Source organism: Micromonospora citrea (genome assembly GCF_049629545.1).
Lineage (GTDB): Bacteria > Actinomycetota > Actinomycetes > Mycobacteriales > Micromonosporaceae > Micromonospora > Micromonospora citrea_A.
In genome coordinates this window covers 1-20,878 of the sequence record NZ_JBNADX010000006.1, presented here as the reverse complement: position 1 = coordinate 20,878, position 20,878 = coordinate 1, and the positions used below count along the sequence as shown (strand labels likewise).

18 protein-coding genes and 1 pseudogene are annotated in these 20,878 nt (G+C 70.7%); 15 read left to right on the top strand and 4 right to left on the bottom strand.

Features of this window, described 5'->3' with window-relative positions:
• Nucleotides 1-49 precede the first annotated feature (49 nt).
• The gene (locus tag ACPFP2_RS09430; RefSeq protein ID WP_424088068.1) at nucleotides 50-1,351 is read left to right on the top strand and encodes a DUF1800 domain-containing protein; all 1,302 of its coding nucleotides are present in this window, start codon (nucleotides 50-52) and stop codon (nucleotides 1,349-1,351) included.
• Between the two features lie 13 nt (nucleotides 1,352-1,364).
• Nucleotides 1,365-2,606, top strand: a complete 1,242-nt coding sequence (locus ACPFP2_RS09425; protein ID WP_424088066.1) for a DUF1501 domain-containing protein — start codon at nucleotides 1,365-1,367, stop codon at nucleotides 2,604-2,606.
• A gap of 132 nt (nucleotides 2,607-2,738) precedes the next feature.
• On the opposite strand, the gene ACPFP2_RS09420 is transcribed toward ACPFP2_RS09425, so the two are convergent.
• Nucleotides 2,739-3,863 carry a hypothetical protein gene (locus ACPFP2_RS09420; protein WP_424088064.1) on the bottom strand — a complete coding sequence of 375 codons (1,125 nt, stop codon included), beginning with the start codon at nucleotides 3,861-3,863 and terminating at the stop codon, nucleotides 2,739-2,741.
• Nucleotides 3,864-4,887: 1,024 nt separating this feature from the next.
• Here ACPFP2_RS09420 and ACPFP2_RS09415 point away from each other — a divergent pair.
• The gene (locus ACPFP2_RS09415; RefSeq protein ID WP_424088234.1) at nucleotides 4,888-5,328 is read left to right on the top strand and encodes an SUMF1/EgtB/PvdO family nonheme iron enzyme; all 441 of its coding nucleotides are present in this window, start codon (nucleotides 4,888-4,890) and stop codon (nucleotides 5,326-5,328) included.
• Here ACPFP2_RS09415 and ACPFP2_RS09410 read toward each other — a convergent pair.
• From ACPFP2_RS09410 to ACPFP2_RS09400, 3 genes and pseudogenes are all read right to left on the bottom strand, one after another.
• Nucleotides 5,217-5,870: pseudogene (locus ACPFP2_RS09410) on the bottom strand (glycogen debranching N-terminal domain-containing protein); the annotation flags it as partial. The gene ACPFP2_RS09415 and the pseudogene ACPFP2_RS09410 overlap by 112 nt on opposite strands.
• Before the next feature lie 156 nt (nucleotides 5,871-6,026).
• A complete protein-coding gene (locus ACPFP2_RS09405) occupies nucleotides 6,027-7,724 on the bottom strand; it encodes a hypothetical protein (protein WP_424088062.1) in 1,698 nt (565 codons plus the stop codon).
• A gap of 148 nt (nucleotides 7,725-7,872) precedes the next feature.
• On the bottom strand, nucleotides 7,873-8,013 hold the full coding sequence (locus tag ACPFP2_RS09400; protein WP_424088060.1) for a hypothetical protein: 141 nt from the start codon (nucleotides 8,011-8,013) through the stop codon (nucleotides 7,873-7,875).
• A 294-nt stretch (nucleotides 8,014-8,307) separates the two neighbouring features.
• On the opposite strand from ACPFP2_RS09400, the gene ACPFP2_RS09395 reads away from it, so the two are divergent.
• The 12 genes from ACPFP2_RS09395 to ACPFP2_RS09340 all read left to right on the top strand — a co-directional run.
• Entirely contained in the window at nucleotides 8,308-9,240 is a 933-nt protein-coding gene (locus ACPFP2_RS09395) for a DUF1996 domain-containing protein (RefSeq protein WP_424088058.1), read from the top strand.
• 378 nt (nucleotides 9,241-9,618) lie between these two features.
• Nucleotides 9,619-10,443: a hypothetical protein gene (locus ACPFP2_RS09390; protein WP_424088056.1), complete on the top strand. Its 825-nt coding sequence runs from the start codon at nucleotides 9,619-9,621 to the stop codon at nucleotides 10,441-10,443.
• Nucleotides 10,444-10,791: 348 nt separating this feature from the next.
• Nucleotides 10,792-12,117 carry an ABC transporter substrate-binding protein gene (locus tag ACPFP2_RS09385; RefSeq protein WP_424088054.1) on the top strand — a complete coding sequence of 442 codons (1,326 nt, stop codon included), beginning with the start codon at nucleotides 10,792-10,794 and terminating at the stop codon, nucleotides 12,115-12,117.
• A 5-nt stretch (nucleotides 12,118-12,122) separates the two neighbouring features.
• Nucleotides 12,123-13,079: a carbohydrate ABC transporter permease gene (locus ACPFP2_RS09380; protein ID WP_424088052.1), complete on the top strand. Its 957-nt coding sequence runs from the start codon at nucleotides 12,123-12,125 to the stop codon at nucleotides 13,077-13,079.
• Between the two features lie 2 nt (nucleotides 13,080-13,081).
• Nucleotides 13,082-13,990, top strand: a complete 909-nt coding sequence (locus ACPFP2_RS09375; protein WP_424088050.1) for a carbohydrate ABC transporter permease — start codon at nucleotides 13,082-13,084, stop codon at nucleotides 13,988-13,990.
• 2 nt (nucleotides 13,991-13,992) lie between these two features.
• A complete protein-coding gene (locus tag ACPFP2_RS09370; RefSeq protein ID WP_424088048.1) occupies nucleotides 13,993-14,397 on the top strand; it encodes a VOC family protein in 405 nt (134 codons plus the stop codon).
• 59 nt (nucleotides 14,398-14,456) lie between these two features.
• Nucleotides 14,457-15,848: a four-carbon acid sugar kinase family protein gene (locus tag ACPFP2_RS09365; RefSeq protein WP_424088046.1), complete on the top strand. Its 1,392-nt coding sequence runs from the start codon at nucleotides 14,457-14,459 to the stop codon at nucleotides 15,846-15,848.
• 28 nt (nucleotides 15,849-15,876) lie between these two features.
• Entirely contained in the window at nucleotides 15,877-16,668 is a 792-nt protein-coding gene (locus ACPFP2_RS09360; RefSeq protein ID WP_424088044.1) for an amidohydrolase family protein, read from the top strand.
• Entirely contained in the window at nucleotides 16,665-17,762 is a 1,098-nt protein-coding gene (locus ACPFP2_RS09355) for an isocitrate/isopropylmalate dehydrogenase family protein (RefSeq protein WP_424088042.1), read from the top strand. Before ACPFP2_RS09360 ends, ACPFP2_RS09355 begins: the two co-directional genes overlap by 4 nt.
• Before the next feature lie 21 nt (nucleotides 17,763-17,783).
• Entirely contained in the window at nucleotides 17,784-18,854 is a 1,071-nt protein-coding gene (locus ACPFP2_RS09350; protein WP_424088040.1) for a Gfo/Idh/MocA family protein, read from the top strand.
• Nucleotides 18,851-19,516, top strand: coding sequence for a GntR family transcriptional regulator (locus tag ACPFP2_RS09345; RefSeq protein ID WP_424088038.1), 666 nt, complete (start codon nucleotides 18,851-18,853; stop codon nucleotides 19,514-19,516). The genes ACPFP2_RS09350 and ACPFP2_RS09345 overlap by 4 nt, the downstream gene beginning before the upstream one ends.
• Nucleotides 19,517-20,060: 544 nt before the next feature.
• On the top strand, nucleotides 20,061-20,878 hold an 818-nt coding region (locus tag ACPFP2_RS09340), incomplete at its 3' end, for a hypothetical protein (protein ID WP_424088036.1).

Sequence of the window (20,878 nt, the reverse complement as noted above, 5' to 3'; positions counted from 1 at the left end):
CATCCCGCCCTTACCGTCGTCGAACATTGCCGCACTAGCGTCGGTGCACATGACGGAGCGCGAAGCGGTGGCGCACCTGCTGCGCCGGGCGACGTTCGGGCCCACCGCCGAGGAGGTGGACCAGGCGCAGCGCGACGGCGTGGCCCGTACCCTCGACCGGCTGCTCGGCCCGGACGGCCCGGACCCGGGCGCGGCCGCCACTCCGATCCCGGACCTGGGCCCCGACCCCGCCGCGCGGCTCGGCAGGGGCGCCGGCCGGGAGCAGCGACAGCAGGCCAACCAGCAACGCCGTGAACAGGTGAGCACGCTGACCGGGTGGTGGCTGTCCCGGATGGTCGCCGCCGACCACCAGCTCGACGAGAAGCTGCTCTTCTTCTGGCACGGCCACTGGGCGACCAGCGTGCAGAAGGTCCGGTCGGCCCCGCTGATGGTGCGGCAGTTGCAGACGCTGCGCCGCCACGGGCGGGGCCCGCTGTCACCGTTGGTGGACGCGATGGTCCGGGACCCGGCCCTGATCCTCTGGCTCGACGGCCAGAAGAACACCCGCACCGCCCCGAACGAGAACCTGGCCCGCGAGCTGATGGAGCTGTTCACCCTCGGCGTCGGTGGCGGTTACACCGAGGCCGACGTCAAGGAGGGCGCCCGGGCCCTCACCGGCTGGGTGGTCGACCGGCGCACCGGCACCGCCCGCCTCCAGCCCGGACGGCACGACCCCGGCCCGAAGACGATCCTCGGCCGGCAGGCCCCCTTCGACGCCGGGTCGTACGCCCGGCTGCTGGCCGAACGACCGGAGGCCGCACGGTTCGTCGCCGGCCGGCTCTGGTTCCGCTTCGCCGGCGCGCACCTGCCCGCGCCGGAGGACCTCGCCGGCCCCGACACGACGGCCACGCTGCGCCGGATCTTCACCGCGCCGGCCTTCGCGCAGACCCGCGACACCCTGGTCAAACAGCCCGTCGAGTGGCTCGTCGGCGCGGCGCGGCAACTCGGGGTCCGACCGGCGGCGCTGCCGGACAACGAGCGGCGGCGGCTGCTGGCCGGGCTGAACGCCCTGGACCAGGTGCCGTTGCGGCCTCCGAGCGTCGGCGGCTGGCCGGCCGGCACCGCCTGGCTGAGCACCTCGTCGTTGCAGGCCCGGCTGCGCACCGCCGACGTGCTCGCCGCCGCGACCGCGCCCGCCGTGCTGGCCCGGCTGGCAGCCGCGCCGCCCGCCGGCCGGCCGGACGCGCTGGCCCGACTGCTCGTGGTCGACGGCTGGAGCGAGCGGACCAGGGCGGCCCTGACCCCGCTGGCCCGCGAGCCGCGCCGGCTGATCGTGGCCGGCCTGGTCAGTCCCGAGTACGCGGTCAGCTGAGAAGGAGAGATCCGTGGACACCCTGACCCGACGGCGGTTCCTGGTGGCCAGCGGCGTGGTCGGCGCGACCGCGCTCGCGGCCGGCGCCGCGGCGTACCGCCTCGACGACCTGCTCGCCACCGCGGGCGAGCGCGACCCGCAGGCCCGCGTCCTGGTCCTGGTCACGCTGTACGGCGGCAACGACGGCCTGAACACCGTCATCCCGTACGCCGACCCGGCCTACCACGACGCCCGACCCGACCTCGCGTACCCGGCGGAGGAGGTGAAGCGGCTCGACGACGAGGTCGGTCTGAATCCCGCCCTGAGTGGCCTGCACCGGCTGCACGGTGAGGGACGGCTGGCGGTGGTGCGGGGCGTCGGCTACCCCAAGCCCGACCGCAGCCACTTCCGCTCGATGGACATCTGGCAGACCGCCCAGCCGGAGCGTCCCGGCTCGACGGGATGGCTGGGCCGCTGGCTCGACCGGGCCGGCGGCGACCCCCGCCTCGCGGTCTCCTTCGAGCCCGCGCTGCCACCGCTGCTGGCCGGTGAACGTGGCGCGGGCGCCTCGGTGCCGGTGACCGGGCGTACGTCGGCGAAGGGCCTGCCCGAGTCGGCGCTGGCCGCGTTCGCCGCCGCCGCGCCGGACGAGTCGCCGGCCCGGGCCCGCGCCGCGGCCTGCTTCGCCGACCTGCGCTCCGTCGACACGATGATCCGTCAGGTACGCGACGCGGCCGCCGCCGAGGAGCCGGCCGACGACGCGGAGACGCCGGCCGCCACCGCGACCGGCGGGGCGAGCACCCCGCTCGACGCGCAGCTCGACCTGGTCGCGCAGTGCGTCGAGGCCGGGGTCTCGACCCGGGTCTTCTCGGTCTCGCTCGGCGGCTTCGACACGCACGCCGACGAGAAGCAGTTGCAGCAGGTGCTGCTCGGGCAGGTCGACCGGGCGCTGACCCGGTTCGCCGACCGGATGGCGCGCACCGACGCGGGCCGCCGGGTGGTGGTGGCCGTCCACTCGGAGTTCGGCCGCCGGGTCCGCGCCAACGCCTCCGACGGTACCGACCACGGCACCGCCTCCGACGTGCTGCTGCTCGGCACGGCCGTACGCGGCGGACAGTACGGCGAGCCGCCGAGCCTGACCGACCTCGACGACGGTGACCTGAAGTTCAGCACCGACTTCCGCGACGTCTACGCGACCCTGCTGGAGCGGGTGCTGGACACCGATCCGGGGGAGGTGCTCGCTGGCTGGCGGGGCCGGCTCACCGGCGTCCTCTGAACGGCGGCGTCCCAGGTCGCCGTCGGCGGTGGCGCGGTTGACGGCTCGCGGCGGTCGCCCGTCTGTACGCCCTGGACACCGGTACGGCCCGGCGGAGTGCTCCGCCGGGCCGTACGTGTCGTGTCGTGTCGGTCAGTTCAGGGTGCAGGTGGCGAGGCTGTCCAGGTTCGGACGCGGCGCGCCGATCCGGTTGAAGGCGATCTCGATCCGGTCGAGTGCCGCACCACGCTTGCTCTTCAGCGGATTGAGGATGGCGTTGTCGACGAAGTTGGGCCCGCCCTGGGGGTCGGCGGCCTGCCGGGCGAGGCGGGCGTTGGCCTCGTCGATCTGCTTGTCCAGGGTGGCCAGTTCGGCCTGCACCTGAGCGGCGGCCGCGGCCGGGATCTCCGGCAGCTGCACGTCCGGGCAGTTGACCGTCTGCGCCTGGCCCGGGGCGGCCACGTCACCCTCGGCGCCGCCCGCACCGGCCTCGCCGTTGCCGGCGCTCGGCGCGCCGGGCGAGTCGAGGGTGCACTCGGCCAGGTTGACCAGGTCGTCGGGGCGGTTGCCGTTGACCCGGCCGATGTTGGTGGCGATGCGGTTGAGCACGGCGACGCGCTTGTTCTTCAGCGGGCCGAGGATGGCGTTCTGGATGAAGTTCGGCCCGCCCTCCGGCTTGACCGCGAGCTTCGCCAGCCGCTCGTTCTGCCGGGCGATCTCCTCGTCCAGGTTGGCCAGTTCCTTCTCCACGCCGGCGACCGCGGCGGCCGGCACCTCCGGCAGCTTGTCGCGTACGGTCGGGCAGTTCACGGTCTGGGCGTCGGCCGGCGGGGCGACCACACCACCACCCTCGGCGCCCCCGCCCTCGGCCCCGCCGCCCGCGCCGGCCAGCGCGCAGGTCGCCAGGCCCTGGAGCCCGGCCGGCGCGGTGCCGCCGACCCGGGTGATGTTCTGGCTGATCCGGTCGAGGACCGCGCGGCGCTTGCCGGCAATGTCGTTGAGCTGGTTCTGCGCGGCCTTCGGCTCGCGCGCCAGTCGCTCGTTGACGTTGGCGATCTGCTTCTGCAGGTTCTGCAGCTCGCGGTCCACCCCCTCCCGCGCGGCTGCCGGCACCGCGCCGAGCTTGTCGTCGACGGTCGGGCAGACCACCGACACCGGGGTCGTGCTGCCGCTCTCGTCGGCCGATGCCAGCTGCAGTCCCGCGCCGAGCAGCAGCGCCGCGAGGGCGCCCACCCCGCCGAGCTTGAGGACGGCAGTGTTCCGCGTACCCCTGGCCATGCACCTCTCCTTTGGTCGACCGCCTTGCCCGCGTGACGAACCCGTCGCGGAGCCTTTGCGGCGTGCGGTGAGGACCCCGGAAGTGCGTCGTACCGCTCCGGCACAGGCGGCCCGACGAGGTCCTCGATCGGTGAGGGATACGGAGTCGGCAGGGCGACCGTTCACCTATTCGCGAGATTTGTTGAGAAATGCACCTTAGGTGACGGTGTGCTGGCTCAGTGGAACCGCCAGAGGCGGGTCACCGGGTCGCCTCGGTCCTTACGCCGTCCCCTAGCGGGCGCCCCCGTCACGTTCAGGGCGTGACGAGGGGCTGTCGAGGAACACTCCGCAGGCGGTCTGCGGGTTTCACCGAAATTCGGTCCGTTCGGCATGGGCGAGCAGACCGTGGACGAACCGGTCGAGCCGCTCGCCGGGCGTACCGTCGCCCTCACCCGTCGCCACCATGTCCCGCGTACCTCGACTCCACCGCCGCAGGGCCAGGTGGTGTTCCGGCTGAGGCCCAGCCCTGGGCACAGGCACACGAGCGCCTCCTCCCGGCCTCGGCGGTGCACGTCTGCGCCTTCCACGGATGAGCCCGTGACGTGGGACGACGACATCGTCTGCGAATCCCACAGGCACCACTTCCCGTATCCTCGGCGGATGCTGCGGGAGGACTGGTACAAGCTGGTGGTCAATCGGTCCGCACGGCGCGCGGTCGAGGGTTCGGCCCGCCCGGTCGACGGCGATCGCGTCAGGCAGGCGCCGGTATGACCGCCGGCCGGCCCCCGGAGACCGAGCGGTCCACGGCGAGTTGCTGTTCGCCGCAGCGGCCGCCGGATGCGACGACGAACCGGCAGTGGACCTCCCTGGAACCCACCCTGCCGGGGCCGGTCCGGAGCGGCCTCGGCAGGCATCCGGTCAGCCAGGTCGCACTTGCCGGTGGCGAGTTCCTGATGGGCGACGCGCGGGGGGACGGCAACCGGGGTGACGGCGAAGAGCCCGTTCACCGGGTGCGGGTCGGGCCCTTCACCATCGACGCCGTCGACTGCCCACCGAGGCCGAATGGGAGTACGCGTCGCGCGGGCTGCTCTCCGGCGCCCGCTACCCGTGGGGAGACGAGTTGCTCGACCCTGCCGGCCAGTGGCAGACGAACATCTGGCAGGGACGGTTTCCCACCAGCAACGACCTCGACGACGGCCATCTGACGACCGCACCCGTGCGGTCCTTCGCCGCCAACTCCTTCGGCCTGTGGCAGACCGTCGGCAACGTCTGGGAGTGGTGCGCCGACTTGTGGAACACGTCGTCGATGTCGGCGCGGACGGACGGGGCGGCGTGGACGCTGCGCGGTAGGAGCAACTCCGCGTCCAGGGTCCATGGCCGGCGACATGCCAGCGTCAGGTCCCACACCAGTTCGTCGCCCTCGATCCGGTCCGCTGGCGGATCGACGCGCAGCCGACTCTCCGCACGAAATCCCTCCCGCTCGTAGCGGAAGCACAGCCCGCTCCCGTCCCGCTCGTGGTCCCGCCGGATCCAGGACGAACGGTCGGTGACGGCCGACTTGATCTCGAACAGGTCGGCGAAGTCCGTCCCCACGGCCAGGCGCAGCTCGCACCGGACCGGCTCGCCGAGGAAGCTTTCGATCTCGACCCGTTCGTGCATCGCGTCCCCGATGTGGCGCAGCCGCCGAATGGACAGGGAGTCCGCGGGTATACCCGGCATCGCGGGATGGGTCAGGATGAACTGCCCCAGGTAGTACTCCAACACGGTGGAGCGCAGGGTCATCAGTCGAGCGCCGTTGAGCGTCAGTTCCCAGCGGTTGAGCAGCCGGGTGTCCGCGTGGACGAGACCGCCGATGGTCGTGGTCGGTACGTCGCCGGTCTGGTCGGAGTACATGAAGGTGGCCCCGTTGACCAGCGCGATCGCGTTCGGTCCCAGCTCCGGAGGTAGCGCGCGCGCCTGAGCCTGTCGCAGTTCGGTGTTCGCCAGGTGCGGCAGTGGCTCCACGGGAGTGGGACGCGGACTCGCCATGCCCCCGAAGCTAACGGCGTCCACGGTCGATGCCGTCACCCGGAGCGGGTGAATTCCGCAGGGAGCGGGGCACGACGCCACCCGGGCCGGGTGACTTGAGGTCACCCGGCCCGGGTGCCGGTGCGAGGGTGGAGATCCGGTTGCCGTGCGGGTGGATCAGTTGAAGGTGAGGCTCGGGCTGCCGGTGATGTCGAACCCGCCCGTGCTCGTGGCGTTGCCGGCAGTGATCGTGGTGCCGCCGATCTTGAGGTTCGTGATGGTCAGTTCGAGGGGGGCCTTCGACTGCCGGACGAGGTTACGGGGGAGGTCCTTGGCCCCGTTGCCCCTGAGCTGGTTGATCTCGGCGACGGTGTAGAGCTTGTCGACGGTGGTGTCGGTGAGCTTGACACCCCTGAATGCCTGGGTGGCCGAGGTGTTGGAGAGGGCGACGACACGGGTGGTGGGGCCCATGATGCGGGTGCCGTCGATGGTGAGGTTGGAGATGGTGCCGGAGCCGCCGGCCTCCTGGTAGTTGAGCAGGCCCCAGTTGGAGTTGGTGCCGGTCCATTCGGCGTGCAGCAGCGTGTTGTTCGTGGCGGTGATGTTGGAGATGGTCTTGGCGAACCAGCCGAGCTGGAAGACCGCTCCGTTGTCCATCTGCCACAAGGTGTTGTTCTTGATGGTGGCGTTGGAGCTGTACAGCTTGAAGGCGTCGTCGAAGGCGGAGACGAAGGAGTCGCTGATGGTGGTGCCGGTCATGGCGGGGATGCCGTCGCCGTTCCAGCCCCAGTTGCCGAGGACCTTGACGTCGCTGACGGTGCCGGTGAACCGCGACTCGTCGTCGCCGGGCTTGGCGGTGATCTCGTTGTCCCGGTGGCCGGTGACGACCCAGTGCGGAGCGTTGACCACGGTCACGTCGTGGAAGCGGAACTTGTTGGTGCCGAGCTGCACCATCTTGACGGTGTGCTCCCAGCAGTCGTAGCTGCACGACGTGGCACCGCCGGTGCGCTTGTCGGCGCGCCAGTTGAACTGTTCGCCGGAGAGGACGCCGCGGCCGGTGAGGGTGAAGCCCTCCTGGGTCGACTTGCTCACCGTTGCGGAGTCGACCGCGCCACGGACGTAGGCGCCGTTGGCGAGGTGGACTCGCTGCACCGAGTCGGGCACCGCCCAGTAGCCGAGGTCGTGCACGCCGCGGGTGAAGAAGACGGTCGTCGCGGCAGCGGCCTTCGTGCGGTTGAACGATTGACCCGGCCTGACCACGTAGGTGTTCGGCGCCGTCCGGGACGGTGCGGGGACGGCGGTTTCGGTGTCGTCGGCGAACAGCAGCATGCCGTCCAGCGGCAGCTGCCGGAGCGTGTCGTAGCGGTTGTCGATGAACTCGACCGACAGCTTCGCCCTCGGCTTGTTGACCCGAATCTCGATCTTTCGCTGGGCGAGGTTCCGGCTCACCACGGTGAAGTCGCCGGTGCCGCGGACCTTGATGTCGGTCACCGGTCCGGCGGCGGCGGTGCGGGTCACCGTGACCACGGGCTTGGTGCCGTCGGCGAACCAGAACGACGACCAGCTGAACGACCGGTTCTCCGCCCGGGCGTGGTCACCGCCGTCACAGTTGGTCGACAGGCACGTCCGCGGCTTCGGCGCCGACCGGTACACCGACGGCGTCTTGCCGTCGACCTGCACGGCGTAGATGGACGACTTCGCTGACGCCGGCAGGGCCGGTGTGTTCGCGACGCCGACCTGACCGGCTGCGACGGCTGCGGCGGCCGGCACCGGCAGGGCCTCCTGCTGCTGCGCGTCGGCGGTGGTGACGCCGGCGACGGCCAGCCCGCCGACGACGGCGACGCCCAGGGTCAGGGCCCCGAGTCGTCTGGTCATTGCAGCCATAACCTTGCTCCTTCGGTGGTGGGGGCGGTTGCCCGTCGGGTCCCGATGCGAGTGACCGTGACCGCATCGTCGAGGAACACTCGGGAGACGACAGGGTGGTTTCAGGGCGATCGCTGTATTCGTCGCGGATCTGGATGAACTACTTCTCGGCGCCGGCGATCATGCCCTTGATGAAGTGCCGTTGCAGGACCAGGTACGCCAGCAGGATCGGAGCCATTGCCATCAGTGCCGCGGCGGCGGCTGCCCCGAGGTTGCTGCTTTGCGGTACCCGATCCGGCACGGCCGCGGCGGTAGTGACCGATCCCGTCGGCGTTGCCGCTGTGACCACTGCGGCATCCACCGGATCAGCGGCATTGAGGTGGACGGTCCGGACGCTCCGGCGGACACCACGGGACCTTGACGGCGGCCTGCGGTGAAACCCTGATGACCGCTTCGGGGTGTCCATCGGTGATCAGCCATCGGATGGGGATCCACCGGTGGACCGAACCGCCAAGGAGCAATCATGCTGTAGCACAGACACCGCCGTATCGCGCTGTCCCTGGTCGCCGCTGTGGGCCTCGCCGGATCCTGGGCCGTGGCCACCAGCACCGGCTTCGCCGCCGAGAACGACCGCCGTGACAGCAGGATCGAGCGCAACGAGGGCAGCTTCATCACGCGCTGCGAGCTGAGCCACCGCGCCGCCGATGACCCGATCGTCGCCTTCGGTCAGCCCGGTGCCTCGCACCTGCACGACTTCGTCGGCAACCGGGGCGTCAACGCCGGCTCCACCTACGAGCAGCTGAAGCGGAACCCGAAGACGACCTGCGACGGCGAAGGCCACACCGGGTCCTACTGGTTCCCTACCGTCCTGGTGAACGGCAAGCCCACCGAGGCGACCCGAACCAACGTCTACTACCGGTCCCGAAAGCTCGACCCTCGCGCCATCAAGCCGTTCCCGCAGAACCTGCGCATGATCGCCGGCGACGCCCGCGCGACCCGCGAGCAGCCCGGCGACGTGGCGAACTGGGACTGCGTCCGTAGCGGTGACCGCCGCAGCGTCCAGACGCCCAACTGCGCTGCCAACGACGAGTTCCTCAAGTTCCGCATCGAGTTCCCGGAATGCTGGGACGGCGTCCGGATCGACAGCCCCGACCACAAGAGCCACATGGCCTACGCCAACCGCGGCGAATGTCCCCGCACTCACCCGGTCGCCGTCCCCGGCATCACGGTCTCGGTCAACTTCGAGTACGGCAAGGCCATTCGGCGTACCGACCGGATCACCCTGTCCAGCGGTGGTGTCTTCTCCGGCCACGCCGACTTCATCAACACGTGGGACGAGGCCACCCTGGGCCGACTGGTCGCCGGCTGCCTCAACGCCGCCAAGTCCTGCGACAAGGGCGAGAAGCCCGATGTGCGGCCCGCGGTCACGCCCGTCGCGTCGGACACCACCATCCACAAGACCCGGGCCACGTCCGGCTCGGCGCCGGCCGGCGCGGACACGACCGCGCATGCCGGGCACGGTGGTTGACGGCGGCCGGCTGCGGGCTTCGGCAAAGCCGGTTTCCCTGACGTATCGCCCGTTCGCCGCGCGGCGACTGGTGTGGCCGGGGTGCCGGAACTGGTCGAGCGATCGAGCGTCGGCGCGCCGCCCGGGTGACCGCCGACCGTGCGTGACGCGGGGCCGCGGCATTGTCGGCGCCGACCCCGCCCCGGTTCGGCCGGGCGTCGCCCCCGGTCCGGGTCGACCTCGATGACCGGCACGCCGGCGTGGGGAAGCGCGAGCGATGATCCATGGGATTCGGGCGGCGGCATGTTGCCTGGTTGTTACTGGGAAGTTTCCATTGACGGGCTCCGTGTTCACTGTATACAACGTATCCACGCACTCGGCGATCCATAGGGAGGACTGATGGGCAAGGCACTCGGCAGGACCTGGCACGTCGCGGCCGCAGCGGTGGCGGTGTTCACCCTGCTCGGTACCGGAGCAGCACCCGCGCAAGCGGCGGCACCCACGCTCAACTACCCGTGCGAGCGGATCGCCGTCAGTTCCGACGGTAACTATCACGACCGGGACGACATCGGTGCCTCCGCCATGGCACTCGCCCTGCTCGCCGAGAAGGGGCAGCAGTCCCGGCTCGTGCACTGGGACTACAACTCGCATCTGGGCAGCTCGAACGCGAGCTGGGAGCAGGACATGGTCACCGCGACCGAGGGCACGGCCGCCCAGTTCGGCTACGACGTGGGTGTCATCTTCCGCAACAGCCAGACCGACCTGGGCCGGGCCGTCAACCATCTCAAGAACAAGATCGACGCTTCAACGGCCAGCAACCGGCTCTGTCTGGTCGGAGCCGGGCCGATGGGCGTCGTCTACCGCGCGCTGGACGTCTCGAACCCCGCCCAGCACCCGTACGTCACGTTGATCTCGCACTCCGACTGGAACAACAACCACGACGACGACGACAACATCTTCAACCTCGCCGACATCCGTCGTGACTTCCCGCAGGTGCGCTACACCCGCATCCAGGACCAGAACGCCGGCCTGGGCACCAACGGCGGCGAGGCCAGGTGGTCGTGGATGTCCACGTCCTCCGACCCGGGCCTGCGCTACGTCCACAACGTCGTCAACAACATCATGAACAAGAGCGGCGACGTCTCCGACGCCGGCATGTTCTACTACCTGATCACCGGGGACGACGCCGGCAACGCGACCAAGCTGCGCAACTTCCTGCAGTGACGGTGAGCGGGGCGGCTCGCGTGCCTCGCCCGTGTGGGTCGGCCGCCCCGCTCACCGCCGGCGGCTTCCCCCGGCCGGCGATCCATCCCCCGAGACGCGCGCGTCGCGCCCCGGGCGGGTGATTCCCGCGAACCGGACCTGCTTCAGCAGGCCGACCACCACGCCGCGGACGACCTGCTGATCGTCAACCACGTTGCGGCACGAAACCTACGACGGCCCCGACAACCGTGCACCTGAGCGTAGGGGCGACCAATCCCGCGACGACCGGCTCGACCGGCCACTGCACATCCCCCACCACCATTGCCGACCCGACCGATGACCGGGTCGATTCCCCTTTCTGGAGTAGCCATGGCACACCTGAGCCGCACCGGCATGTCCCGCCGACACGCGCTGGGCCTTGGTCTCGGCGCCGGCCTCACCGTCGCGCTCGCCGCCTGCGGTGAGGACGGCACCTCGACCACCGGTGGCGGCACTTCGCTCGGCGGTGCCAGCCTGACCGGGCTGATGCGCGCCAGTTTCATCCCCGCCATCCACGAGCTTCAGCAGAAGCAGGCCGCCGCCTGGGCGCAGACGCACGACGGAACCGTCGAGCTCACCTTCGCCAAGGAGTGGCGCGAGCAGATCGCCGCCGTCGTCGAGTCCCGCTCGGGTGAGGACCTGGGTGAGCTGTTCGCGAACCAGGCCCACATCTACGCCGACCGGCTGGTCGACCTCACCGACCTGTGCGAGTCCATCGGCGAACGTGACGGCGGATGGTACGACGTCGCCCGGGAGGCGTGTGTCGTGGACGGTCGGTGGCGGGCGATTCCCCGGGCCTACACCGCGCATGTGCTCAACTGGCGGACCGACCTGTTCGCCCAGGTGGGCGTCACTGAGTTTCCGACGACGTGGACCGGGCTGGTGGAGGTGGCGACCCGACTGCGGGACGCGAAGCTGCCTCGGGTCGCGCTGACCATGAGCCAGGCCGGGCCGAACGACTCCGCGAGCGTCGCCTACTCCCTGCTCTGGTCGTACGGCGCCGCCGAGGTGGACAAGGACGGCAGGACGGTCGCCATCAACAGCGCCGAGACTCGTGCCGCGATCAAGCTGATGCAGGATCTCGCCGCGGCCAGCGCGCCGGAGATCTCCTCGTACGACGAAGGGGGCAACAACACCAGCTTCCTCGCAGGCAAGATCGCGGTCACCCAGAACGCCACCAGCATCTGGTACACCGCCCAGAAGCAGGCCCCGGACATCGCCAAGAACATGAGTCACGCGCGCTACCCGCAGGGCCCGGCCGGACACCAGCAGCTCGTCGAGATGAACTCCCTGGCGATCTTCTCGCACAGCAAGCGGATCGAACCCGCCAAGGACCTCTTCGGCCATCTCATGGACAAGGGGCAGCTCGGCAAGCTGGCCGAGATCGCCCTGACCTACTACACGCCGCTGCTCAAGGGCTACGACGACCTCGTCACCATGCCCTGGAACTCGGAGGCCAAGCTCAAGGGACTCAAGGGTCTGGCCGCCGGTGGGCACATGCCCGGCTGGCCCGGTCCGGCCTCGCGGCAGTCGGCCCAGGCGTACAACAACCAGACGATCGTCAACATGTTCGCCCGGGTGATCAGTGGTAAGGCGGGCGTCGACGAGTCGATCCGGGTCGCCGAGGACGAGCTCAAGAAGGTCTACGGGGGCTGACCGGAATGACTGTGCGTACCCATGATCGGCTGGCGCGACCACGTCCGCCGGCCGGCGTCGGCCCGGTGGCCCCTCGGGAGCGCTGGTCCTTCCTGGACCGGGAGACCCCGCTGGGCTACCTGCTCGTCCTTCCGATGGCCGTGGTCGTCCTCGGGCTGGTGGGCTATCCACTGCTGCTGACGGTCTGGTTCAGCCTGACCGACAAGGCGCTCGGCAGTGACACCGTCTCCTTCGTCGGGTTGTCCAACTACCTGGACCTGCTCGACGACCCGGTCTTCGGCCGGACCATGTGGAACACGTTCAACTACACCGTCACCGCGGTGCTGGCGAAGCTGGTGCTCGGCCTGGTGATGGCGTTGGCGCTCAACGAGGTACGCCGGTTCCGGCGGTTCTTCCGGGCCGCCTTCCTGCTGCCCTGGGTGGTGCCGTCGTCGTTGAGCGTGCTGGCCTGGATGTGGATGTTCCAGGCCGACTTCAGCGTGCTGACCTACCTCGGCCGGCAGGCCGGCCTGGTGGACGGCAACATTCCGTGGCTGGGCGAGGCGGGCTGGGCGATGGCCGCCGTGCAGACGGTCAACATCTGGCGCGGCGCCCCGTTCTTCGGGATCATCATCCTCGCCGGACTGGCCACCGTGCCGAAGGAACTCGTCGAGGCCGCCGTCGTCGACGGCGCGAACGCATGGCAGCGGCTGCGGTACATCATCCTTCCGCACCTGACCCCGATCCTGGTGGTGGTCACGCTCTTCTCGTTCGTGCAGACCCTCGGCGACTTCCAGATCGTCTGGATCCTCACCAACGGCGGTCCGGTCAACAGCACCCACCTGATCAGCACCCTGGCGTTCCGCACCGGCATCCGGGGAGCGGACATCGCCGCCGGATCGGCGATCTCGTTCTTCGTGTTTCCCGCGCTCGCCGCGATCATCGCGCTGCAACTGACCGTGATGCGACGAAAGGCGAAATGACCATGGCCACCCTGTCCGGCCGGGCCACCGCCCGGCCGCCCCTTCCCGCGCCGTCGCCGCCGATGGGGCTGCTGCGCCGGCTCCGCGTGACCCGACGGCTGCTGATCACCGTCACCATGGCGCTGTTCACCGTCTTCACCCTGTTCCCGTTCGTCTGGATGGCACTGACCTCGCTGCGCACTGGATCCGACCTCTACCGGGTCGCCGACCGGCCGTTCTCGGTCAGCGGACTCACCCTGGAGCACTTCCGGGACCTGCTCACCGAGACCAAGTTCCTCACCTGGACGCTGAACAGCCTCATCGTGGCTCTGTCCGCCTCCGCGATCGCACTGGTCATCGGGGTCCCGGCGGCCTACAGCCTCGGGCGGCTGCGCTACCGCGGCGGCACCCTCGTCGGCGTGATCGTCTTCTCGACCTACCTGCTCCCGCCTGCGCTGCTGTTCATCCCGATGAACGTGGTGGTCAACCGGCTGCACCTGGGCAACACGCTCGGCGCGCTGATCCTGGTGTACCTGACCTTCCTGGTGCCTTTTATCGCCTGGATGCTCTCCAGCTACTTCCAGAGCCTGCCGGTGGAACTGGCGGAGGCGGCACGAATCGACGGGGCCAGCCGACTGCGGGCGATGGTGCTGATCGACCTGCCACTGGTGCTGCCCGGGGTGGTGTCGGTGTTCTTCTTCGCCTTCACCCTCTGCTGGCAGGAGTACCTGTACGCGCTGACCTTCGTCCGCTCCGCCGACAAGCAACCCGTCGCCGTGGGACTGGTCAACGCGCTGCAGGTGGGCGACGTGTTCGCCTGGGGCCAGCTGATGGGCGGCGCGCTGCTGGGCGCGCTGCCCGTGGTGATCATCTTTTCCTTCCTCATGGACTACTACCTGTCCGGTCTGACCGCCGGGGCGGTGAAGGGATGACGATGCGAGACCGGATTCGCGGGCTCGACCACATCGGCCTCGTGGTACCCGACACGGAGCAGGCGCTGGCGCTGTGGCGCGACCGCCTGGGCTTCGTGGTCCTGCACGCCGAAGTGGTCAACCAGGGCTCGGTCCTGCTCACCCATCTGGACCTGGGCGCCGTTCACCTGCAGTTGGTGCAGCCGCTGGTCCGGCCGCACCCGCTGCACGACTGGCTGGACCGGCACGGCACGGGTCTGCACCATCTCGGCTTCGCGGTGGACACCGTCGACGTGGCCTGGCAGGGCGACGGCGTCGGGATCCCACCTGCCCAGCCGACCCCTCACCAGGGCGTCCAGGGCAAGCGTTCCGTCTTCCTGGACACCCGCTGCGCCGGTGGCGTCCAGTTGGAGCTGACCGGCTCATGAACGGCTCATTGACACCGCTCTATCTAGCGGGCCTACCGAAACCGTGGACCACCCCGCTCGTGCCGCCGCTGACGGAGCAGATCGCCGCGCAGCGGTGCACGGTCGTCGTGCTCGACGACGATCCCACCGGCACGCAGACGGCGCACGGGGTGCCGGTGCTCACCCGTTGGGACGTCGACACGATCGCCGCCGAACTCGCCGCGGGCCCGCCGGCGCTGTACCTGCTGACGAACTCCCGGTCACTCGACCCGGTCCGGGCGGCCGACATCAACGCCCGGACCGGCCGGCAGGTCCGGGCGGCGGCCGAGTTGGCGCGACGGCGGGTGGTGGTCGTCAGTCGGGGCGACTCGACCCTGCGCGGGCACTTTCCCGACGAGACGCAGGCGCTGGCCGAAGGGCTCGGCGGTGGCTTCGACGGGGTGCTGCTGGTACCGGCGTTCCTGGAGGCCGGGCGGGTCACCGTGGACGGTCGGCACTGGGTTGCCGATGCCGGCGGCTGGATGCCGGTCGGACGGACACCGTACGCCCGCGACGCCACGTTCGGCTTCACCTCGTCCGACCTGCCGGACTGGGTGGCCGAGCGCAGCGGCGGCCGGATAGCGCCCCAGGACGTGCAGGTGCTGACCGCGTGGGAGCTGCGTAGGGGAGGCCCCGCGGCGGTGGCCGGCCGGTTGCGCCGGCTGCGCGATGGCGCCGTCTGTGCCTGCGACGTGGCACACCCGGCCGACCTCGAGGTGCTGGTGGCCGGAGTGCTCGCCGCCGAGGCCGCGGGTGCACGGTTGCTCTACCGCACCGCCGCGTCGTTCGTCCGGGTCCGCGCCGGACTGCCGCCGCGGGGTCTGCTCACCGTCGCCGAGCTGGGGCTCCGGCGGCCGGCGGACGCGGGCGGACTGGTGGTGGTGGGCTCTCACGTACCCGCCACCACCGCCCAACTCGACCGGTTGCTCGCCGATCTCAGCGTGATCGGGATCCACGTCGACGCCGCGCGGCTGGCGGGGTCGGAGCGGCAGGCCGGTGCCGAGGTCGACCGGGTGGCCGAGTTGGCCGGTGACGCGGTGGCCGCAGGGTGCACTGCCGTGGTGCACACCAGTCGCACCGTCCTGACCGCCCCGAGCGCTGCCTTGGCCCTCGCCCGCAGCGTGCGGGTCTCGGCCGGGCTGGTCCAGATCGTCGGCCGGATACCGGTGCGTCCCGCTTTCGTGGTGGCCAAGGGCGGTATCACCTCCAGCGACGTCGCCGCCGACGGGCTGGGGATCAGCCGAGCCGACGTGCTGGGTCAGGTGCTGCCAGGGGTGCCGGTCTGGCGGGCCGGGGCGGACAGCCGGTTTCCGGGCCTGACCTACGTGGTCTTTCCCGGCAACGTCGGTGGCCCGGACGACCTGCTCGCTGTGGTGAAGATGCTCGATGGATCCGGGGGACAGGAGAGGGCGGATGACTGCACCGCCGAATGAATACGATGTATGCAGCTCGGGAGGGGCGGTGCGCGGGGGCCCGCTGGTCGACGTGCACGGGCACTTCGGTCGCTCTGCCGCCACCGGCTACTCGTCCGGCGCCGCCGATCTGCTGCAGGCGATGGACCGGCACGGCATCGCCACCACCCTCGTCATGCCGCAGCCCACCGGCGACCGGGCGACCGCAGACCGGGTGCACGCCGAGATCACCGAGGCGGTGGACTGTCATCCCGGCCGGCTGTACGGGATCGTCAACCTGGACCCCCGGCTGCCCGAGGCGGAGTACCGGCGTGCCGCTGATCACCTGCTCGCCCAGGCCGGCTTCGTCGCGGTGAAGATCCACACCGCCGGATTCGCGGTGGCTCCCGACGACCCGGTGTGCGACAAGGTGTTTCGCGCCGCGGCAGATCACGACGTGCCGGTGATGGTCCACACCGGTCTGGGCGGTCCGCACACCCTGCCGCACCGGGTGGTGGAACCCGCCCGCCGGTACGGTCCACGGCCGGTGGTGCTCTGTCACGCCGGGTTCGGCGCCTTCTGCGCCGAGGCCATCGAGGTGGCGGTCAGCACCGCGAACGTCCACCTGGAGCCGTCGTGGTGCCCCGCCTTCAGCGTCCGGCAGATGGTGCGCCGCCTCGGCGCCCACCGCGTCATGTTCGGCAGCGACCACATCGAGAACATCCCCGTGGAACTGGCGAAGCTCGATGCCGTCGGTCTCACCCCCGCCGAACGTCGCCTGGTCTGCGCCGAGACGGCGACCAGCGTCTTCGCCCTGCCCCCGTCCACCCTCGCCCCGACCCGACCGGAGGCTGCCGCATGACCGAGTACCGCATCGCCGTACTGCCCGGAGACGGCATCGGTCCCGAGATCACCGCCGTCGCCACCGCCGTGCTGCAGCAGCTCACCGCCGCGCACGGTGGGATCTCACTCGACCTGCGACACCAGGACGCCGGCGCCGGCCGGTGGCTGCGCGAAGGGGTGGCGTTCACCGACGAGGCGTACGACGCCTGCGTGCGGTCCGACGCGATCCTGATGGGCGCGATCGGCCTGCCCGAGGCCCGCCACCCCGACGGGCGGGAGGTCAACGGCGACGTCATCTTCCGGCTCCGCTTCGACCTGGACCTGTACGCCGGCATCCGCCCCGTCCGCTCGTGGCCGGGACTGACCAGCCCACTGTCGGCCGCACCGCCCGTCGACTACGTGGTGGTCCGGGAGAACGTCGAGGGTCTCTACGCCTCCCGCACGGGCGGCTGCAACGTGCGCGACGAGGTCGCGACCGACACCATCGTGATCACCGCGACGGGCACCCGGAAGGTGAGCGAGCAGGCGTTCCGGCTGGCCGGCAAGCGAGGCGGCCGGCCCCGCGACGGCAGACGTCTGGTGACGTGCGTGGACAAGGCGAACGTGCTCAGCTCCTACGCCTTCTTCCGGCAGGTCTTCGACCAGGTGGCCGCCGAGCATCCCGACATCGGCACCGACCACGTCTACGTCGACGCGATGACCGCGTACCAGGTGCAGCAGCCCGACATGTTCGACGTGGTGGTCGCCGAGAACATGTTCGGCGACATCATCTCCGACCTGGCCGCGGCCACGGTGGGCGGGCTCGGCCTGGCCGCCTCCGGTGACATCGGTGACCGGCACGGGCTGTTCCAGCCCGCGCACGGCTCCGCACCCACCATCGCCGGCAAGGGCGTCGCCAATCCGATCGCCACCGTGCTCTCGGCCGCGATGATGCTCGACTGGCTGGCGGACCGACATGCCGACCGGGCCGCGGCCGAGGTGGCCCGGCTGATCGACGACGCCGTCGGCGACGTGCTCGCCGACGGGCGGGTCCTGACTCCCGACCTGGGTGGCACCGCCGGAACCGCCCAGGTCGGTGAGGCGATCATCGCCGCCGCGATCCGGCGGCGGTAAGTGAACGGGGGAGTGACTGCGATGCAACGACCGCTGCGGGGCCTGATGGTCGGTGTCGGCTACTTCGCGCCCATCCAGCTCGCCGCCTGGCGGGGGGTCTCGGGGGCGGAGATCCGTGGCCTGGTCGGCCACCGCGACCGGGCGCGCGTCAGCGCGGTGGCACGCGACGCCGGCGTGGGCTGGGCCGGGATCGACCTGGCCGCGGCGATCGACGCCGTGCGGCCCGACTTCCTGGACATCTGCACGCCGCCGGCCACCCACGGAGACCTGATCCGGTACGCGGTGACCCGCGGCCTGCCGGTCCTGTGCCAGAAACCGCTGGCCGCGACGGTGGCGGAGGCCGCCGAGCTGGCGGAGCTGGCACACCGGCACGGGATACCGCTCGTGGTCAACGAGAACTGGCGCTGGCAGCCGTGGTACCGGGAGACGAAGAAGCTCATCGACGCCGGGGTGATCGGACAGCCGTTCCACACCACCATGCGGATGCGGCCGGGGGACGGCTGGGGGGAACACCCCTACCCGGACCAGCCCTACTTCGCCGACATGCCGCGGCTGGTGCTGTTCGAGACCGGCGTGCACTACATCGACACCACACGCTTCCTGTTCGGTGAGATCGACAAGGTGCAGTGCACGACCGCGACCGTCAACCCGGCCGTGGCCGGCGAGGATCTCGTCGTCGCCGTGCTGCACACCAGCCGGGGCGGCATCGTCGTGTACGACGCCGACCGCTCCGCGGTCGCGCGGACGGTACGCAGCCTGGCGTACGGAACGATGTCGGTGGAGGGCACGGAAGCCACGCTGGAGGTGGCCGACGACGGCACGATGACGGTGCTGCGACGCGACGGTCAGGTGCTGCGGCATGCTTACCGGATGCCGGAAGGCTGGAAGGGCGGCTGTGCGATCGCCGCGCAGCAGAACTTCGTCGATGCCCTGCGCGGCGGTGCGGAGGCGGAGACTCCCGCCACGGACTATGTCCGTACGATGCAGGTGGTGGAGGCCTGTTACCAGTCAGCCGCACTAGGACGGGCGGTGCGGATCCGTGCCGACCGTGCGGCGGGCGTGCCGGAACCTGCGGGCGAGAGGCTGCCGTGAGCGCTGAGACGAGCTACCTGCCGGTGGAGGAGAGCACCTACCAGCGGGTGCGCGAGATGCTGCTCAACGGCGAGATTCCCGCGGGGCAACCGGTCAACCAGAGCGAGGTGGCCGTCGCGCTCGGGGTGAGTCGCACACCGGTCCGCCGTGCCCTGGCCCGCTTGGAGGGTGAGGGGCTGGTCGCCGCGGGCCCGCGCGGCTGGCACGCGGTGGGCTTCGACGCGGATCGGATGACCGCGGTGTTCGAGATCCGCGCCGTGTTGGAGGGGCTGGCCTGCCGCCTCGCCGCGCATCGGGTCAGCCGGGCCGAGCTGGCCCGCCTGCGGGTGTTGTTCCAGGACGCGTACGAGCAACTCACCGCGACCGGCTCCGCCGAGGCGTACTACCAGGCCGACGTCGCCTTCCACCGGGCGCTGCTGGAGTTCGCCGGCGAACCGCTGCTCACCCGGACCGCCGAGGTGCACCACATACTCACCACCAGCCTGGCGCCCGGGCTCTACCGCGACCCGCACGAGACACACCCGGAGCACCTGGCGATCATCGAGGCGCTGGCGACCGGCGACGCCGACCGGGCGGAGGAGATGGCCCGCGCGCACATCCGCGCCGCTGTCCCGAACATCCGCACCGGCGCCGTATACACGCCGGGAGCCAAATCCTCCTGATTCGTGCCGGGCGCAGGTCCAGGTCAGGGCACCAACGCCTTCACCGACACCCCGTCACCGACGAGCAGTTGCGGGCGGCATCACGTGAACGCCGATCGCAACTCGGACCCGGGGGCCGGTCCTCGACGCCGTCGTCGCCTCTGCCGGCCGGGCGACCGCGGGGCGCATCCGCGCAGCCAGCGGGGTGCCACAACAGCAGCGCCCCGGGGTGAAGATCGCCACCACCGTGCCTCGCCGAGCGGGCACGGGCGAGCACGCCGCGTGTGGCCGCTGCCTGTGCCGGCCGGCCTGAGACCACCCCGGCAGGCCCACCGGTTCAGCTACCTGGCCTGGGAAGCGCGCCCGGACACGTTCGAGCGGTACGCGACCGGATCGGCGGCTCGGCTTCGCCGTGGCCGGCCGGCCGGCCCGAGCTGGGCCGCCGATTTCGGTTGAAACCTCCACCCCCGTACCGGGGTGTCTGTCTGTGAGCCGCCCGGCCGGGACTGACAGCACCCGGCCCCGGCCGGGCGGTGACCACTCCCTCGTACCGGAAGGACCTCTGATGTCACGGATCTCCCGTCCCGGTCTCGCGGCTGCGGCCTGCGCTCTCGGGCTCGGCGCTGTCGTCGCGTTGACCGGGCAGCCTGCGCAGGCCGTGTCGCCGGCTCTCGACTTCGGTTGTGAGCGGATCGCCTGGAGTTCGGACGGCAACTACCACGACCGCGATGACATCGGCGCGTCGGCGATGGCGTTGGCGTTGCTCGCCGAGCGGGGGCAGCAGTCGCGGCTGGTGCACTGGGACTACAACTCGCACCTGGGCAGCTCGACGGCGAGCTGGGAGCGGGACATGGTCACCGCCACCGAGGGCGTCGGCGGGCGGTTCGGCTACGACGTGGCCGGCATCTTCCGCAACAGCCAGACGAATCTGGACGCCGCGGTGACCCACCTGCGTTCGGCGGTCGACGCGTCCACCGCTACCAACCGGCTGTGCCTGGTCGGCGCCGGCCCGATGGGGGTGGTGTACCGGGCGTTGCAGGGCTCGAACAGCGCGGCGCGTCAGCACGTCACGCTGATCTCGCACTCGGACTGGAACAACAATCACGACGACGATGACAACCGGTGGAACCTCGCCGACATCCGCCGCGACTTCCCGCAGGTCAAGTACAAGAGGATCCCGGATCAGAACGCCGGTCTGGGCACCGGTGGCGGTGAGGAGAAGTGGGCCTGGATGGCCGACAACTCCGACCAGCGGCTGCGCTACGCGCACGACGTCGTCAACAACATCATGAACAAGAAGGGCGACGTCTCCGACGCCGGAATGATGTACTACCTGATCACCGGCGACGACTCCGGCAACGCCAACAAGCTGCGCACCTTCCT

Excerpts from the sequence above, each read along its gene's own strand:
- ACPFP2_RS09430 (WP_424088068.1), top strand. The coding sequence starts at position 50 with ATGACGGAGCGCGAAGCGGTGGCGCACCTGCTGCGCCGGGCGACGTTC.
- ACPFP2_RS09420 (WP_424088064.1), bottom strand. The coding sequence starts at position 3,863 with ATGGCCAGGGGTACGCGGAACACTGCCGTCCTCAAGCTCGGCGGGGTG.
- ACPFP2_RS09405 (WP_424088062.1), bottom strand. The coding sequence starts at position 7,724 with ATGACCAGACGACTCGGGGCCCTGACCCTGGGCGTCGCCGTCGTCGGC.
- ACPFP2_RS09390 (WP_424088056.1), top strand. The coding sequence starts at position 9,619 with ATGGGCAAGGCACTCGGCAGGACCTGGCACGTCGCGGCCGCAGCGGTG.
- ACPFP2_RS09385 (WP_424088054.1), top strand. The coding sequence starts at position 10,792 with ATGGCACACCTGAGCCGCACCGGCATGTCCCGCCGACACGCGCTGGGC.
- ACPFP2_RS09380 (WP_424088052.1), top strand. The coding sequence starts at position 12,123 with ATGACTGTGCGTACCCATGATCGGCTGGCGCGACCACGTCCGCCGGCC.
- ACPFP2_RS09375 (WP_424088050.1), top strand. The coding sequence starts at position 13,082 with ATGGCCACCCTGTCCGGCCGGGCCACCGCCCGGCCGCCCCTTCCCGCG.
- ACPFP2_RS09370 (WP_424088048.1), top strand. The coding sequence starts at position 13,993 with ATGCGAGACCGGATTCGCGGGCTCGACCACATCGGCCTCGTGGTACCC.
- ACPFP2_RS09355 (WP_424088042.1), top strand. The coding sequence starts at position 16,665 with ATGACCGAGTACCGCATCGCCGTACTGCCCGGAGACGGCATCGGTCCC.
- ACPFP2_RS09350 (WP_424088040.1), top strand. The coding sequence starts at position 17,784 with ATGCAACGACCGCTGCGGGGCCTGATGGTCGGTGTCGGCTACTTCGCG.